The following is a 17036-nucleotide window of genomic DNA, read 5'->3' as shown; positions in this document are numbered from 1 at the left end:
TCTTAACAATCCAATATCATATCTTCCAAAGTTCCGCCCGGCTGTATCATCGGATATACCAGATCCTCCGGATCGATTTCAAATTCAATAATGACCGGCGTCTTCTTACTCTTCATTGCTTCCCGGAAGGCAGGTTCGATCTCTTCCTTCTTGGTCACGCGGATTCCTTTTGCCCCATAACTCTCTGCAAGCTTGATAAAATCAGGTGTATATTCTGGGCAAGGCACCTCACCACATTTTCCCCGGCAGGCCGCCCCGGAACGCAGACAAGTCATTGAGTACCGCTTACCATAGAACAACTTCTGCCACTGGCGTACCATCCCCAGATTACTGTTATTGAAAATGCAGGAGATAATCGGAAGTTCTTCCAGTACAGCTGTCGCAAGCTCCTGGATATTCATCTGCATTCCGCCATCCCCGGAAATGGAGATAACCGGAGTATCAGGATTGCCGATCTTCGCTCCAATTGCACCCGGAAGACCATATCCCATGGTTCCAAGTCCACCCGACATAAGAAGTTTCTTCTTTTCCGTAATCTCAATAAACTGTGCTGTGAACATCTGATGCTGTCCAACATCCGTCACCACGATTGCCTCATCAAATACTCGATTGATTGTCTCAATGACATCCTGTGGTGTCATGATCGGCTTCTGTTTCATCGTAAGTGGATGTTCCATCTTCCATTCACCGACCTCATCCAGCCATTTCTTCGTATTACATTCTGTTACATATTCCAGCATCTTAGTAATAGCTTCTTTCGCATCTGCTACGATCGGCACATCAACTTGCACATTTTTCGAGATAGCCGCTGTGTCAATATCTATATGTACAATCTGCGCATGCGGTGCGAAGGAATGGAGCTTTCCGGTAATTCTGTCATTAAATCTGGTTCCAATGGAGAATAACAGATCACACTCATTTACCGCCATATTGCAGGCATAGGCTCCATGCATTCCCAGATTGCCTACATATAACGGATGATTGGTCGGGATTGCTCCTCTTCCCATGACGGTTGTCACAACCGGTACATTCGTCTTATTCACTAATTCTGTAAATTCCCGATTGGCATGCGCGATATTTACACCGCCTCCCGCAAGAAACAGTGGTCGTTCCGCTTTACTTAACATCTTAATCGCCCGTTTCAATTGTCCGATATGAACATGCGTATTCGGCTTATATCCACGGATATTGACATCCGTCGGATAATCCGAACTTCCTAATTCTGCCATCACATCTTTCGGAAGGTCAATCAACACCGGTCCCGGTCTTCCGGTCCTTGCAATGTAAAACGCTTCTTTCAAGATACGTCCCAGATCCTCTCTGTTGCGTACCGTAACACCATATTTCGTAATACTTCTGGTAATTCCTACAATATCGACCTCCTGGAATGCATCATTTCCAATCAGATGTCTTGCTACCTGTCCGGTAAAGCATACCAACGGAACACTGTCATAATAGGCCGTTGCAAGACCCGTCACCAGATTCGTAGCTCCCGGTCCGCTGGTCACCAGACATACCCCAACTTTGCCTGTTGATCTTGCATAGGCATCTGCCTCATGCACCAGCGCTACTTCCTGCCTTGGAAGAATAACCTTCGTATAATCCTGCTTATACAGTTCGTCGCTGATATCAATGGTACATGCTCCAGGATAACCGAATATGGTATCTACCCCTTCCTCTCTCAACGCTTTCACTAATAATTTGTTTCCACTGATTTTTTTCATAAAATACCTCCTGTTCCCAAAGAAATATCCTTATCCTCAACTGCGAAAAAAAGCCCTAAGCCTATGCTTAGGGCGAATGATTCATCCGTGTTACCACCTAAATTCAAAGAGTCATCTCTTTGCACTCTGCCAATACGGGAGATATATTCTTCTCCGATATTGCTCCCCTCTAACGCTGGGACTGCGTTGAAGTCTACTCGAATCATCTTCCGCAATTCTTTCGGTTCACTGCTCAAAGGCTACTTCCATAAATCCATCACGAAGATTCGCACCACCCATCTTCTCTCTTGGCATCAGGTACTTATGTACTCCTCCTTGTCATAGCATTTCTCTGATAATTAGTATTATTATAGTAGATATTACCAGTAATTGTCAACCCAGAACTTTTTTTGCAATTCCTTCCCAGGAGATTTTGCTGACATCTGCAATCTTCCGCTCCTTCGTATGTATGCTCTGAAGTAATGCCTTGGCCAGACGCTCTTCAAATTCTGGCAGAGACTCCGGCACCGGCTCATCGGTATTGCGCATCTGCGGCATCGTTACATATCTTACATCCGCTCCCGGCGCATATTCTCCAAGCCATGCCTGTATACCTGGAAGGTCTGATACTACGACCCGGTCTCCGCAGGCCAGCGCTTCAATCACCGTTAACGGAAGCCCGTCAAAAAAGGACGGCAGAGTAAAAATATCACATTCATTATACACTTTGGCGAGCGCTGGCTGTGCCAGTCTCCCCAGAAAATGGATCTCATATGGACATTCTTCTGCAAGTCTTTGAATCTCCCGGTACTCTGTCTCGTTTCCGGCACTTCCTGCAAGATACACCTGCAATGCCCCTTTCTGCCCATGTGGTGCCTTTTTCCCTAGAAGCGAAAGACTTCGAATCAAGCTCATAACACCTTTTTTCTCCGCAATCTTTCCTGCAAGTACAATTCTGGTCACACCATCTTTTGGTTTTTCCCCGGTCACATAGAAGATCTTATTATTATATCCCATCCCCACGATCATCGTCTTCTCAATATCCACCTGATAGATATCTACAACACCATCCTGTTGTGCTGTCTGAGGGACAAAGATCCGATCTAGTTTACGAATCTGTTCTGCTATAAAAGTACGCTCCAGATCCGTCTTCTGCATCTGACGCAGATCTGTATTATGACAGAAACCATAGATCTTTTTATTCGGAAACCATTGCCTTACAAAAGCAGTCAGAAGATACAGGTGATGGCACAGGATCAGATCCGGCTGAAATTGCTCCACAAGCGGTGAGATTACTTCAAAAAAACTCGCACGAAACTGTTCCACCATTTCCGGAGTCATATCACAATACCGGGTACTCTTATAAGGCATCTCATCTGACATTCCTACAATATCATATGGCAGCCGCTCACTGCAGAAATAAACAGGATAAAACTCCACCCCGTCTGGCAGTTCTACCTCATCATCCTGGTAGATACCTGCCACGACTGCCTGCTCATGTCCCTGCAGAGCAAATTCCTTCACAAGCTCTGTCAGATACACGCCGCTTCCTGTGCTATTTGGCTTCTGTGCTGTAATACTTAATATTCTCATGATAACCTCTCATATATCGTAAATTCATATTCCAGATCAAAGTACGTCTGTTCATCACTGGTCTTTGTCATTCTCCACTGAGGATCTTCATCCAGATTCGGGAAAAATGTGTCCGCATCATACGCATGCTCAATCTTTGTCACATATGCTTTGTCACAATATGGAAGTAGCTGACGGTAGATACTCTCACCACCAATGACATAGATATCTTCCGCTGGATATTTCTTTAATTCCTCTAACAGCGCATCGATACTATGAACTATATCCGCTCCATTGACATGATAATTCTTATCCGAAGTCAGTACAATGTTCACTCTCTTTTTCAACGGCTGTCCCCCGGGAAAACTTTCTAACGTCTTTCTTCCCATCACAACTACCTTTCCCGTTGTCGTCTCACGGAAAAACTTCATATCCTGTGGGATACTGACCAACAACTTATTATTCTTTCCAATTGCCCAGTTCTTATCTGCTGCAACTATAATATTCATATACCATCTCTCCTTTTATATCGCAACCGGGATATTCTTAATCTGCTCATGTGTCTGATAATCAATCAATGCCACATCATCCGGCGTAAAATCATAGAAATCCTTAATCTCTGGATTCAGCCAGAACTTTGGTGCCGGCAGCGGTTCTCTGCTGATCAATTCCTCCACCAGAGGAACATGCCGGTCATAGATATGTGCATCTGCAATCACATGAACAAACTCTCCGACCTCCATATCGCACACCTGCGCCAGCATATGCATCAGCACGGAATACTGGCACACATTCCAGTTATTTGCCGCCAGCACATCCTGAGAACGCTGATTGAGAATTCCATTCAATGTAAGCTTTTCACTTCCCGGCTTCTTCGTTACATTAAAGGTCATACTGTAAGCACAGGGATACAGATTCATCTCATGAAGATCCTGATGCACATAGATATTCGTCAGAATTCTCCGGCTGTACGGATTATGCTTCAAATCATAGATTACGCGGTCTATCTGATCAAACATTCCTTCTTTATACTGGTGCTTGACTCCCATCTGATATCCGTAAGCTTTTCCGATGGAACCATCTTCATCTGCCCAGCTGTCCCAGATATGTGGTTTCAGATCATGGATATTGTTAGACTTTCTCTGCCAGATCCACAAAAGCTCATCCGTACAACTCTTGATTCCCGTCTTTCGAAGCGTCAGTGCCGGGAATTCTTTGGACAGATCATACCGGTTGACTACACCAAACTTCTTAATCGTATAGGCAGGCGTACCATCTTCCCATACCGGGCGGACCTTTTCTCCTCTGGTATCCGTTCCGTTGTCGATAATGTCCCTGCACATATCAATAAATACTCTATCTGCATAACTCATGGGTTTTTCCTCCTTATCATAGCATCCACATAAATAGAATGTAATCTTTCCTGAACAGTTTACCATGAAATGCATTTAAAAAAAAGAGGAAAAGCCGAACCATTACGGCTCGGCTATGTTATACAATACTTTATCCAGCATCTTTTCCAATGCTGCGATTTCCTTTTTATTCATTCCCAGTGTAAGCTTCTTATCAATCTTCTTCCGGTCAGCTTCCATTCTCCGCTGAATGTCATAGGCTTTCTCTGTCAGATAGATATTCTTGCAACGCCTGTCTTTATTGCTCGGCACGGAGAGAATGAATCCCTTCTCATCCAGCCGCTGCAATAGTCCGGTTACCGTCGGATTTCTAAGACATAGTGCTTTCTCAATATCCCTTTGAGTCACCTCTTCTTTCCTGCTGTGAAACAAATAATCCAATACGGCACACTGCGATGCAGTAATTCCCAACGTCTTTAATAGTTGATTGAAATCCTTTTCATAAATATTATTGATCTGTTTAAACATAAAGCCTATCGGCATCCGCTCTTTCATCCACGACCCTCTTTACTTTTCTCCTGGCATTCTCCTTAGGATTGAACGGTTCTTTTCAGTCCTACTCTGCTTTCCATCTAATTTTCGTTCATTATATCACAGGCTTTCTTTATTGACAAGCGAAGCGGCACGGACCACATGCTTTGCCAGGACAGAAGTGGTAATACTTCCCACGCCTCTTGGCACAGGACTGATATAAGATGTCTTTGGTTCCACTTCTTCAAAAGCCACATCTCCACACATCTTTCCATCTTCGTCTACATTAATGCCGACATCTGCTACGACAGCACCTTCTCCGACCATATCAGCCGTAATAATCCTGGCCTTTCCAGCTGCTGCAACGAGGATTTCCGCATTACGGCATACTTCTGGCAGATTCACCGTTCTGGTATGGCAGACCGTGATCGTGGCATGCTGTTTCAAGAGCATCATAGAAAGTGGTTTCCCTACGACCATACTTCTTCCCACAACAGTAACTCGCTTTCCTTTAGGGTCGATTTCATAGTAATCCAACATTTCCATAACTGCTTCCGCCGTACATGGTGCGTATCCGGTCTCGTCTCCTGCAAATATTTTTGCAATATTCACCGGACTCATGCAGTCCATATCTTTTTCCGGATGGATCATTGCTTTGATCGGTTCTTCATCCAGCTGCTTTGGCAGCGGACGAAACAGAAGGATACCATGGACAGACGGGTCGTCATTCACTTTCCCGAATTCCTGTTCAAAATCATCCTGAGAAATATCCTCCGGAAGTTCTACGATCCGACACTCAATTCCAATGGCTTCCATACGCTTTTTGGCACCGCGTTCATAAGACAGATCATCCGGACGATTTCCAACTCTTACGATAGTAAGGCAGGGAATCGTTCCTTTTTCTTTCAGCACTTCTACTTTTTCAATCAATGCAGCCTTCATGGCATTTGCCACATCAGCACCTTTCATTAATACACTCATCTTTTTCCTCCTACCGAATCTTCGCGAGCACTCCTGCATAGATTTCTTCCTGCAGCTTCCGTGCTTCTTCAATCATGGCATCCGATTCCTGATTCAACGCTTCCGCCCGTTCACGGTCTTTCATAAGACGGGTATTAATATAGATATTCAGGGATGCACCTTCCAGTGCAGCACGGGCAAACAGAACTGCAACACCCACATCACTGACTGCAATCTTACTGCCTTTCTCTCCCAATATTTTTAAATATCTCATTACTTTGAAAACAGTCTTCATAATCTGGAGCGGGACAATACTAGCCTCGTACAGAGCCTTCTCCATGACTCTTTCTTTTTCTTCTTTCTGCTCTGGAGTATCTTTCGGAAGACCATATGCTTTCGATAATGGTTCGAATGCTTCCGCATCCTGATCGGTCAGATCCACCAATTCTTCCCGAAGTTCTTTCAGACAGCCCCGGATTTCTATGATTTCTTCCTCTACGTCAGCATACTTCTTCTTACCGACCGTCAGATTTGCTACCATCATTCCAAGCGCAGACGCAAATGCTCCCACTGCGGCGGAAGCACCTCCGCCGCCTGGAACAGGTTCGGCAGAGGATAACACTTCCAGGAAGTCTGTTGTTTTCTGTTCCAGCATCATGCCGTTCATTCCTCCTTAAAACAATCCTGAGATTACACCGTCTGCATCCACATCAATCTTTTCTGCGGATGGTACTTTCGGCAATCCAGGCATCTTCATGATATCACCAGTCAGTGCAACCAAGAATCCCGCACCTGCTGAGGCTGTGATATCACGAATCGTGATTCTGAAGTTTTCTGGTCTTCCCAGTTTCTTAGCGTCATCTGTCAGAGAATATTGATTCTTAGCCATACAGATTGGCAGATTTCCAAGACCGATTGCTTCTAAATTCTTGATTTCTTTATTCGCCTTTGTTGTATAATCTACTCCATCAGCTCCGTATACTTTTGTTGCAATAGCTTCAATTTTTTCTTTAATAGAAGCATCTACATCATATACATATTCCATGGTGCTCTCACCTTCACAGAGACGAAGCACTTCTTTTGCAAGCTCTTCTCCTCCTTCTCCGCCATGTGCCCACACTTCTGACAATGCAACATTAACACCTAGTTCTTTACATTTTTCACGAACCAGTTCCAATTCAGCCTTTGTATCTGTCGGGAATGCGTTGATTGCAACGACAACAGGAAGATGATATACCTTTGTAATATTTTCAATGTGCTTCAGTAAGTTTGGAATTCCTTTTTCCAATGCTTCCAGATTCTCAGCCTGAAGCTCGGTCTTTGGAACACCGCCATTGTACTTGAGAGCTTTGATCGTTGCAACCAGAACCACAGCATTTGGGCGGATTCCTGACATCCGGCATTTGATATCAATGAATTTTTCCGCACCAAGATCTGCGCCGAATCCTGCCTCAGTGATCATATAATCTGCAAGTTTCATTCCCATCTTTGTTGCGATCACACTGTTACATCCATGTGCAATATTTGCAAATGGGCCGCCGTGAATAAAAGCAGGAGTTCCTTCCAGTGTCTGTACCAGATTCGGTTTCAACGCATCTTTTAACAGTGCTGCTACAGCGCCTTCTGCGTGAAGATCTCCGGCTGTTACCGGTTTTCCGGTTCTGGAATATGCTACAATAATCTTAGATACACGTTCTTTCAGATCCAAAATATCATTTGCCAGACAGAATACAGCCATAATCTCTGAAGCAACTGTAATGTCAAATCCATCCTGACGTGTCACTCCATCTGCCTTTCCACCCAATCCATCTACGATACTTCGAAGCTGACGGTCATTCATATCCACACAACGTCTCCAGGTCACTTTGTTCGTATCAATATCCAGTGCATTTCCCTGATGGATATGATTATCCAACATAGCAGCGATCAGATTGTTTGCTGCACCAATGGCATGAAGATCTCCGGTAAAATGCAGGTTAATATCTTCCATTGGAACAACCTGTGCATAGCCGCCGCCTGCTGCTCCGCCTTTTACTCCGAATACAGGTCCAAGGGATGGTTCACGAAGTGCTACCATTGTCTTCTTACCCAGACGGTTCATGGCATCTGCCAGACCGATGGTTGTAGTAGTCTTGCCTTCTCCGGCCGGTGTCGGGTTAATCGCCGTTACCAGAATCACTTTAGAATCCGGGCGGCTCTCTAATTCATCTTTATAATAACGATAATCGATCTTTGCTTTGTATTTTCCATAATTTTCTACATATTTATCTGGAATTCCAAGAGAATCGGCAACTTCGTTAATCACTTTCATTTCCGCTTCCTGAGCGATCTCAATGTCACTTTTAAAACCCATATTACATACCAACCTTTCTTTTTAATTATACATTTTATCTTTTCTTTTTCGGCATTACATGTATTGCTTCCCCGACAGCATCCTCCAATGCCTCTGCTACGCCCTCATTATAAGTAGGATGTGCACGCATTCCTTTTAATAGCTGCTGCGCTGTCAGACGATTCACGACTGCAGTTACCAGTTCACCGATCATATCCGTTGCTCTTGCACACATCATCTGCGCTCCGATCACCACATCTGTATCTGCTTCTACAATGACCTTCACAAATCCTCGTTCTTCCTTGGTAATCAGAGATTTTCCATTGGCACTCATAATGAATTTTCCAGTCTTTACAGCAATGCCCTGCTCTTTGGCTTCATCTTCTGTCACACCGACAGATGCAATCTCCGGATCTGTATATACACAGCCCGGAACCGTATGAACATCAATGGATGGCTCTTTCCCGGCAATCCGTTCTGCGACATATACACCCTGTGCACTTGCCAGATGGGCCAGCTGCATACCCTTTACAAGATCTCCGATCGCATAGACGCCTTCCATACTGGTACGGAATTCATCGTCTACGACTACACGTCCGCGTTCCATATCAAGTTCTACGTTATCCCCGAACAGACCGTCCGTATTCGGGCATCTTCCAACTGCACACAACACATATTGTGCAGAAACTCTTACTTCCTTTTCTTTCTCTGTGAACACACAGGTATATTGTCCATCATCTTCCTGTTCTACACGCTGTACCGCTGCTGATGTATGAATATCAATTCCTCGTTTCTTCAGAATCATCTTCAGATTCTGAGATATCTCTTTGTCCATATTAGGAATTAATCTTGGCATAGCTTCCACAATGGTAACCTTACAGCCAAGATTTGCATATACACTGGCAAATTCCACGCTGATAACTCCGCCGCCGATAATCACAAGACTTTCCGGTCTCTCTCTTAATTGGAATAACTCATCACTGGTCAATACTCCCGGAAGATCAAGTCCTGGGATTGGAAGGACCAACGGCTTAGAGCCAGCGGCCAGGATTACATTTTCAGCTTCATAGCTCTCTTCTCCTTCTTCTCCTGCCACTCTAACTACTTTTCCTTTTTCCAGTGTTCCCTTTCCAGAGAGGAGTGTCACAGCGTTCGCCTTCAAAAGCTGTTCGATTCCCTGACATAATTTATCCGTTGTCTCTTCCTTATAAGCCACAATCTTGCCATAATCATAAGATACATCCGACGCCGCAACTCCAAACCTGTCTCCTTCCTGCATTTCCTTGTAAACAGAAGAAGCATGGATCATCGCTTTTGCAGGAATACAACCTCTGTTCAGGCATGTTCCTCCCACTCTTCTATTCTCCACAATTGCTGTGCGAAGCCCTGATTTTGCGGCTTTGATCGCAACTACATAGCCGCCCGGTCCTGCACCGATTACAATAACATCAAATTTCTCTCCCATAGGTTCCTTCTCCTTTACAAATCGATAGACAGAATCCAGTCTGCAATGTCTTTCATCATCTGCTCTTCATCTTCATCCTCAGAACTATATTGCTTAAGTTCCTCGCAAATAGCATTCTTTTCGTAACGAATTCCTCTCAAATAGCAACTTAGATCAGCAATCAGATCCGGCTTCATGGAATCAGAATATACATTCAGATCTTCTACGATTCCATTTTTTACTTTCATCTGTAATGTTACCTGTCCCCACGGAAAACGATTGGACAATTCATACTGGAAATCTAGTTTCTTTCCAAAAATCCAGTCCCAGGAAGCAAATCTTTCTGTCCTTTTCTCGATTTCCTGTGCATCAAGATCCTCAACTTTCAGAATCTTAGCTTTTAACCCATAGACTTCCTCAAATGCTTCCAAGAGCTTCTGTTTTAACAGTTCCACCGTTGCATCCGGTGCATACTCTGTCAGATTTGCGACTCTTGCACGGACAGAATCCACACCTTTTGACTGAAACTTATCTTTTGACACCGTCAGATATCTGGACAACTCTCCCAGATTAACATGAACCATCAGTGTTCCATGATGATAGCAGCAGTCTCCTTGCTCATAAAAAGCATTTCCTGAAAACTTATGCCCATCGATCAGAATATCATTACGTCCTGATTTTTCTGCATGGATTCCAAGCTTTTTTACTGCTTCAAGAATAACATGAAGCTGTTTATCTACATTATAGTTTTCTTTTCTGACAAGGAAAGTGAAGTTCAGGTTTCCAAGATCATGGTAGACAGCACCGCCGCCGGAAAGCCGGCGTACCGGATATCCGTTTTCTTCTTCCAGTTTACTTACCAGACACTCTTTCCATGCGTTCTGATTTCGTCCGATTACAACCGTATTTCTGTTCTGCCAGAGATACAAAATACATTCCTCTTTATCACAATGGAGGAGCAGATACTCCTCCACCGCAAGATTCTGATAGGGGTATGTATTAGCCGTTTCAATGTAAGTTATTTTATCTATCATTTTGATACCTCTTCCAGAATGTAATTCTATTTTGAAAAATCATACCGAAGTACTGGATGCCTTGCTGCACCTACTTCATCCAGTCTTGTCACCGGCGTTGAGACAGGTGCCTGATGAAGCTGCTGCGCGTCTTCTTTGGCAAGCTCATATAATCCTCTGAATACACGGATCGCTTCATCCAGTGTTTCTTTGGATTCTGTTTCTGTCGGTTCCACCATCAAAGCCTCATCTACGATTAATGGGAAGTACATTGTCGGCGGATGAATGCCATTATCAAGAAGTCCCTTGGCAATATCCATTGCAGATACTCCTGTAGCTTTCTTAAGATCAGAAAGGCTCATAACAAACTCATGCATACATACTTCGTCATATGCCATCGTATAGATGTCCTTTAACTTATTCATCATATAATTTGCATTCAGGACAGCATTCTGGCTGGCTTGTGGGATTCCTTCTCTTCCAAGCGTCATGACATAAGTAAGCGCTCTGACTGCTACAAGGAAGTTACCATAGAAGCTCTTCATCTCACCGATACTGTGCTCTGCTTTCCCAAACTGTAGCTCTTCTGTACCTTCCACAAGTACAGACGGAAGGAACTGTGCCAGATGTTCTTTACAACCGACCGGTCCACTTCCCGGACCTCCTCCTCCATGAGGCGTTGAGAATGTTTTATGAAGATTCAGATGGATCACATCAAATCCCATATCACCTGGTCGTACCGTTCCCATAACGGCATTTAAGTTCGCACCGTCATAGTAGCACTGACCACCGCATTCATGAATGATCTTCGTAATCTCAAGAATATTTTTATCAAACAGTCCAACCGTATTTGGATTGGTAAGCATCAGACCTGCCACATCATCTCCGGCTGCCTCGCGCAGTTTCTCAAGATCCACGCATCCATCCGGTCCTGATGGAATGCTGACAACGGAGAACCCTGCCATTACAGCACTGGCCGGATTGGTTCCATGAGCAGAATCAGGAACGATGATCTTGGTTCGTTTCTGATCTTCTCTGCTTTGATGATATGCTTTAATAAGGAGAAGTCCGGTAAACTCACCGTGGGCTCCTGCTGCCGGCTGTAATGTCATCTGACTCATGCCCGTAATCTCACACAGATATGACTCCAGTGTCTTCATAACTTCCATACATCCCTGTACAGTATGTGCCGGCTGAAGCGGATGAATCTCTGTAAATCCTGGCAATGCAGCCATATCCTCGTTGATCTTCGGATTATATTTCATGGTACAGGAACCAAGTGGATAGAATCCATCATTCACTCCATGACATTTCTTGGCAAGTTCCGTGTAGTGTCTGCTAATCTCATTTTCAGAAAGTTCCGGCAAATGTAATGCAAGTTCTCTCTGGTCTTTTTCCTCCGGCAAGACTACGTCTACATCACACTCTGGAAACAGACTCAGTCCTCTTCCTTCTTTTCCTTTCTCAAATATTAACATCCATTACACCTCCTTTATGATGGCAACTGCTCTGTCAATGTCTTCTTTACTGTTCATCTCGGTGCAGCACCACAAAATTCTATGTTCATCCAATGGATATCCTCCGAGGATTCCTTCTTGTTCCAGTGCATTCAATACCTTTTCAGAAGGAACATCTGATACAGTCACAAACTCATGGAAATATTCGCCTTTGTTCTCAATCTGATAACCGGTTTTCTCCAATTCTTTTGCCATATAATGAGCCTTTGAAGTACATTGTGTTGCAACATTTTTCAATCCTTCGCCGCCTACAGACGCCAGATATACTCCAACCGCCAGCGCACACAGCGCCTGATTAGAACAGATATTGCTGGATGCTTTTTCTCTGCGGATATGCTGTTCTCTTGCCTGTAGAGTCAGTACATATCCAACTTTTCCATTATGATCCGTTGTCTGTCCTACGATTCTTCCCGGAAGCTTTCTTGTCATGGCTGATACACATGCCATAAATCCAACATACGGGCCGCCAAATGCAAGTGGAAGACCCAGAGGCTGTCCCTCTCCGACTGCCACATCTGCTCCATATTCTTTTGGTGTCTTGATGATTCCAAGAGAGATTGGATTCACACCCATGATATATTTTGCTCCTGCTTCATGTACAATCTCACCGATAGCCTGTGCGTCTTCCAGACTTCCATAGTAGTTTGGATGCTGAATATATACACAGGCCGTAGTGTCATCGATCAGTTCACAAAGTGCATCTACATCTGTAAGACCATCCTTCGAAGGGATCATAACCAGATCCATACCATTTCCAAAGCAATAGGTCTTCACTGTTTCTAATACCTTCGGATCTGTAGTCTCAGAAATAAGTGCTTTCTTTCTCTTTCTTTCCCGACACATTGCAATTCCTTCTGCCGCTGCAGTTGCGCCGTCATAGACAGATGCGTTCGAAGTATCCATTCCTGTAAGTTCACAGATCATCGTCTGATATTCGAAGATAGACTGCAGGATTCCCTGACTGATCTCTGCCTGATATGGCGTATATGCCGTCAACAGATTTTCCTTTGATATCACGCTTTTTACAACCGATGGTATAAAATGTCTGTATGCTCCTGCGCCACGGAAAATCACAGGAAATACTTTATTTTTCTCTGCCATCTGCGTTACTTTTTTACGGACTTCCAGTTCAGACATTCCTTCCGGAATCTTAAGTCCACCTTTTACTTTTACTTCATCTGGAATATGCCCAAACAATTCTTCCATAGATCCAAAGCCAATCTCCGCAAGCATCTCTTTCTGTTCCTGCTTTGTACCCGGAATATAATTTCCCATAAAGCGTCACCGCCTTTCCTTAATCTGTTCTATTATGCCTGTTCACTCTCTACAAATGCCTTGTATTCTTCTGCAGATAAGAGTTCTTCCTTTTCTGTAATATCTTTCACTTTTACAAACCATGCTTCATATGGTGCCTCATTAATCTTTTCTGGAGCATCCATGAGTTCTTCGTTAATCTCACATACAGTTCCGGAAACCGGTGCATACACATCAGATACTGCTTTAACAGATTCAACATCTGAAAATGCTTCGCCTATAGAGATCTCGTCTCCCTCTTCCGGAAGATTGACAAATACCAAGTCTCCAAGTTCAGACTGTGCATAGTCTGTAAGACCAATCACAGCAACATCTCCTTCTTCCTTTACCCATTCGTGTGACTTTGAATACAATAATCCTTCTCTTAATTCCATCGTTTTATCTCCTTTTTTCTTTATATTGGCTTTTTGTTTATTATTTACTTCTTTTATAGAATGGAAGTGCCACCACTTCTGCTTCTACTTTTCGGCCTCTTACTTCGACCTCTACCTTATCACCCAATTCTGCACTGCCTTCTGCAACCAGTGCCATTGCGATTGGATATCCAAGATATGGACAGTGCGTTCCGGAAGTAGTAAGACCAATCTTTTCTCCATCTTTAAATACTTCCTGATGCTCTCTGATAATTCCACGTCCGGTTACTTTCAGGCCGATACGTGTTCTCTGAGGTGCTTCCTTCTCTTCTAATGCCGCTTTCCCGATAAAGTCATCTTTCTTCATCTTTACTGCAAAACCAAGTCCTGTCTCTAATGGAGATACTGTATCGTCCATCTCATGACCATAGAGAGGCATTGCTGCTTCCATGCGAAGGGTATCTCTTGCTCCCAGTCCACATGGAATCAAACCGTCTTCTTTTCCGGCTTCCAGAAGAGCATCCCACATTTTCTCAGCATTGCTGCTGTCAAGATAAAGCTCTACTCCATCTTCTCCTGTGTATCCAGTCTTAGAAATAATACAAGGAATTCCGGCAACTTCTGTATCAAACACAGCATGATAATACTTCTTTGGAATATTCTCTTCCGCCGTAAGCTTTTTTAAGATCTCCATTGCTTTTGGTCCCTGCAATGCCAGCTGTGCATACTGCTCTGACACATCAGTAAATATCACTTCTCCAAACTGGTGATCCAACATCCACTGATAATCCTTATCTTTATTTGCTGCATTTACTACGATAAAGTAATGGTTATCTGATTTCTTATATACAATCAGATCATCCACTGTACCGCCATTCTCATTGCACATCGGGCTATATCTTGCCTGACCGTCTACCATATTGTCAAAATTGTTCGTCAGAATCATCTGAAGATTCTGGAGTGCATCTTTTCCTTCACACAGCACTTCACCCATGTGAGATACATCAAATAATCCGGCTTGTGTGCGGACAGCCATATGTTCTTTGATCACTCCGGTTCCATACTGTACCGGCAGTAAATATCCGCCAAATGGTACGATCTTTCCTCCGGCTTTCACATGTGCATCATATAATGGGGTTTTCAATTCCATTTTTGCTCCTCCTTCTTTAACAGCCTTCTTCTGTCAAACAAGAGAAAAAGGACTGCATGATCCATCTGGATCACACAGTCCCCTGTCGTTTGTCCTTCAGAGTATTGTCCGGATTCGATTCCTTTTGCCTGAGAGTTTCAATTTCCCTCTTGCCCCTTCGGCGTTCTGATAACAAGAACCAGAATCTCTCTCGAATCCATCAGCCAACTTCTTGTTTTTTATTTTTCCTCATTATATCTGTCGTTTTTTTCTTTGTCAACGCGCTTTTTTGTGTGTATTTTGCAACAATCCAGTTATAATATTCACAATTTTGTTGCTTTTTTCACGTTTTTGGAAACAATCCCCATAAACTCTGGGTTTTCAACAAGTCTCTCTGATGGTTGATTATTTACTTTTTCAATGAATACATTATAATTTTTTATATTCCATCTTCACGAAATCTCTTCAATTCACGAACAGAATATCCGATTGCAACAATTGCCGCAGCTCCATCTGCAATCGGTCCCGCATACATTACTCCATCAATTCCCATAAAGAGCGGGAAGATCAGAATCAACGGAAGCAGGAAGATAATCTGCCTCGTCAGTGATACTACAATCCCCAGTTTCGCCTTCCCGATGGACGTAAAGAATCCGGAAGACATGGGCTGAATTCCATTGATAAATGTCATGAACATAAAGATGCGGAAATATCTTTCTGCAAACCGGAAGTATTCTTCACTTCCGGTACCAAATATGCTGACCAGCTGCCGCGGAAAGAGCTGAAAGCATAAAAAGAAAATGATGCCTATTGTCAAAGATATCTGAAATGCTTTCTTGTAAGTCTGTTTTACCCGGTCATACTGTCCTGCTCCATAATTAAATCCCCAGATTGGCTGACATCCCTGAGAGATTCCGATACAGATGGCCATAAAGACCATATTTACCTTTGAAATAACTCCTACACAGGCAAGTGGAATATCGGTTCCATACATAGACTCTGCGCCATAATACCGCAAAGTATTATTCATCACGATCTGAACAATCGCCATAGCAATCTGATTAATGCAGGACGCCATTCCCAGGGAGACAATGGCTCTCAGGTACTTCCCTTTTGGACGGAGCATTGACCAATTTAATTCTAATTTTCGAAACCGTAGGAAATACACGATTACCAGAATCCCTGATATAATCTGGCCAATAATAGTGGCCCAGGCTGCTCCTTTAATTCCCCAGTGAAATCCAAAGATAAACAGAGGATCCAATATCGTATTGATAATTGCCCCAGTCAACATGCATGCCATGGAATAAGTCGGACTTCTGTCTGCCCGGATCAGATGATTGCCACCTGTTGTCAGAATCAGAAACGGGATTCCAAACGCTGTAATTCCTGTATAATCCTGTGCATATGGCAATACATCCGGTGTCACTCCGAATAACTGTAGAAGAGGATCCAAAAAAAATAATACAACCACAGCAATGATCACACCGCAGATAACCAGCATTGCAAGGCCAGTCCCGACAATCTTGCTTGCTTCTTCTGATTCACCGGCTCCTGACTTTAGATTAAAATTAGATGCGCTTCCGATCCCCAACAAAAGAGCCGTTGCCGTACAGATAATAGAAATCGGAAATGCAATATTAGTGGCCGCATTTCCCAGCATTCCAACTCCCTGTCCGATAAAGATCTGGTCCACGATATTATATAGGGAACTCACCAGCATACTGATGATGGCGGGGATTGCAAATTTTGCAATTAATTTGTCAATACGCTCTGTTGCCAGCGGATTCATTATATTTCTTCTTTCATTCATAAT

Annotated in this window: 15 protein-coding genes, 1 riboswitch and 1 other annotated feature; all 15 genes read right to left on the bottom strand. The window is 43.6% G+C overall.

What is annotated here, in order from left to right:
- Window positions 1-2 precede the first annotated feature (2 nt).
- Window positions 3-1724 carry a biosynthetic-type acetolactate synthase large subunit gene (gene ilvB / locus ACQRD1_RS03035; protein WP_235232051.1) on the bottom strand — a complete coding sequence of 574 codons (1722 nt, stop codon included), beginning with the start codon at window positions 1722-1724 and terminating at the stop codon, window positions 3-5.
- Window positions 1725-1789: 65 nt separating this feature from the next.
- Window positions 1790-2055, bottom strand: a binding site (T-box leader).
- 41 nt (window positions 2056-2096) lie between these two features.
- On the bottom strand, window positions 2097-3296 hold the full coding sequence (locus ACQRD1_RS03030; protein WP_427786903.1) for a glycosyltransferase family 4 protein: 1200 nt from the start codon (window positions 3294-3296) through the stop codon (window positions 2097-2099).
- Window positions 3293-3784, bottom strand: coding sequence for a dihydrofolate reductase (locus ACQRD1_RS03025; RefSeq protein ID WP_235232049.1), 492 nt, complete (start codon window positions 3782-3784; stop codon window positions 3293-3295). Before ACQRD1_RS03025 ends, ACQRD1_RS03030 begins: the two co-directional genes overlap by 4 nt.
- 15 nt (window positions 3785-3799) lie before the next feature.
- Entirely contained in the window at window positions 3800-4648 is an 849-nt protein-coding gene (gene thyA / locus ACQRD1_RS03020) for a thymidylate synthase (RefSeq protein ID WP_235232048.1), read from the bottom strand.
- A 102-nt stretch (window positions 4649-4750) separates the two neighbouring features.
- Entirely contained in the window at window positions 4751-5182 is a 432-nt protein-coding gene (locus ACQRD1_RS03015; RefSeq protein ID WP_235232047.1) for a MarR family winged helix-turn-helix transcriptional regulator, read from the bottom strand.
- A 96-nt stretch (window positions 5183-5278) separates the two neighbouring features.
- Entirely contained in the window at window positions 5279-6139 is an 861-nt protein-coding gene (locus tag ACQRD1_RS03010) for a bifunctional 5,10-methylenetetrahydrofolate dehydrogenase/5,10-methenyltetrahydrofolate cyclohydrolase (protein WP_235232046.1), read from the bottom strand.
- 10 nt (window positions 6140-6149) lie between these two features.
- Entirely contained in the window at window positions 6150-6776 is a 627-nt protein-coding gene (locus ACQRD1_RS03005) for a cyclodeaminase/cyclohydrolase family protein (RefSeq protein WP_235232045.1), read from the bottom strand.
- A gap of 15 nt (window positions 6777-6791) precedes the next feature.
- Window positions 6792-8471, bottom strand: coding sequence for a formate--tetrahydrofolate ligase (locus ACQRD1_RS03000; RefSeq protein WP_235232044.1), 1680 nt, complete (start codon window positions 8469-8471; stop codon window positions 6792-6794).
- 34 nt (window positions 8472-8505) lie between these two features.
- Window positions 8506-9915, bottom strand: coding sequence for a dihydrolipoyl dehydrogenase (lpdA, locus tag ACQRD1_RS02995; protein ID WP_427786902.1), 1410 nt, complete (start codon window positions 9913-9915; stop codon window positions 8506-8508).
- 14 nt (window positions 9916-9929) lie between these two features.
- A complete protein-coding gene (locus ACQRD1_RS02990) occupies window positions 9930-10928 on the bottom strand; it encodes a lipoate--protein ligase (RefSeq protein WP_427786901.1) in 999 nt (332 codons plus the stop codon).
- 26 nt (window positions 10929-10954) lie between these two features.
- Entirely contained in the window at window positions 10955-12385 is a 1431-nt protein-coding gene (gene gcvPB, locus ACQRD1_RS02985; RefSeq protein ID WP_347376028.1) for an aminomethyl-transferring glycine dehydrogenase subunit GcvPB, read from the bottom strand.
- Between the two features lie 3 nt (window positions 12386-12388).
- Window positions 12389-13699, bottom strand: a complete 1311-nt coding sequence (gene gcvPA / locus ACQRD1_RS02980; protein WP_427786900.1) for an aminomethyl-transferring glycine dehydrogenase subunit GcvPA — start codon at window positions 13697-13699, stop codon at window positions 12389-12391.
- Window positions 13700-13731: 32 nt separating this feature from the next.
- Window positions 13732-14112 carry a glycine cleavage system protein GcvH gene (gcvH, locus tag ACQRD1_RS02975; RefSeq protein WP_235232039.1) on the bottom strand — a complete coding sequence of 127 codons (381 nt, stop codon included), beginning with the start codon at window positions 14110-14112 and terminating at the stop codon, window positions 13732-13734.
- Window positions 14113-14152: 40 nt separating this feature from the next.
- The gene (gcvT, locus tag ACQRD1_RS02970; RefSeq protein WP_235232038.1) at window positions 14153-15241 is read right to left on the bottom strand and encodes a glycine cleavage system aminomethyltransferase GcvT; all 1089 of its coding nucleotides are present in this window, start codon (window positions 15239-15241) and stop codon (window positions 14153-14155) included.
- A gap of 105 nt (window positions 15242-15346) precedes the next feature.
- Window positions 15347-15444, bottom strand: a riboswitch (glycine riboswitch).
- A gap of 215 nt (window positions 15445-15659) precedes the next feature.
- Window positions 15660-17033 (bottom strand): MATE family efflux transporter, encoded by a 1374-nt coding sequence (locus ACQRD1_RS02965; RefSeq protein ID WP_235232037.1) that lies wholly within the window; start codon window positions 17031-17033, stop codon window positions 15660-15662.
- Window positions 17034-17036: the final 3 nt, after the last annotated feature.

It is taken from the genome of Bariatricus sp. SGI.019 (genome assembly GCF_050315235.1).
Classification (GTDB): Bacteria; Bacillota; Clostridia; order Lachnospirales; family Lachnospiraceae; genus JAFBIX01.
Note: the sequence above shows the minus strand (reverse complement) of the source record. Positions and strands in the feature narration are given on the sequence as shown.